1 protein-coding gene is annotated in these 590 nt (G+C 47.5%); it reads right to left on the reverse strand.

What is annotated here, in order from left to right; translation table 11 throughout:
- Positions 1 to 581: sulfite exporter TauE/SafE family protein (locus R7044_RS26760; RefSeq protein ID WP_225456177.1), on the reverse strand; the 581-nt coding region annotated here is incomplete at its 3' end.
- Positions 582 to 590 lie beyond the last annotated feature (9 nt).

Below are 590 nucleotides of genomic sequence, written 5' to 3' on the forward strand. Positions count from 1 at the left end.
TGCAGTTTCTGAAAATGGCTAGCTCCGTAACCAACAGCGAGCATGGATGGTAGCGTTCCCAAACCAAAAGCTAGCATGATTAGGCCGCCATTTACTGCGCTACCGGACACCGCCGACCATGTTAATGCCGAATAAACTAACCCGCATGGTAACCACCCCCAAACAAAACCAAAGGGCAGTGCGTGTATTGGCTTTTTAAGTGGCAAAAGGCTTTTTCCAGCTGGAGAGATAAACTTCCAAAGGTGCTGGCCCATCTTTTCTACGATGAGTAAACCTTGCCACCATTTCGCAATATATAACGCAACCAAAATCATGAAGATTGCGGCAACAAAACGCAGCCACGCAAGAGATTGAGCTAAGCCACTGAGTTCCGATAATCCTGATATTGCACCTCCGACAAGTGCGCCTATTAAGGCGTAACTGATGAGTCGTCCAAGGTTGTAGAATAAAGGTATGGTTGGGGAGGATTTTGAGCTTGAACTACCTAAGGAAAGTAGGGATGCGATACCACCACACATCCCCATACCATGCCCGGCCCAGACAAGGCCGCTAAGCAACGCACCTAACAAATCAGGATTCATAAAACATAC

The organism is Vibrio sp. 1402 (genome assembly GCF_033340275.1).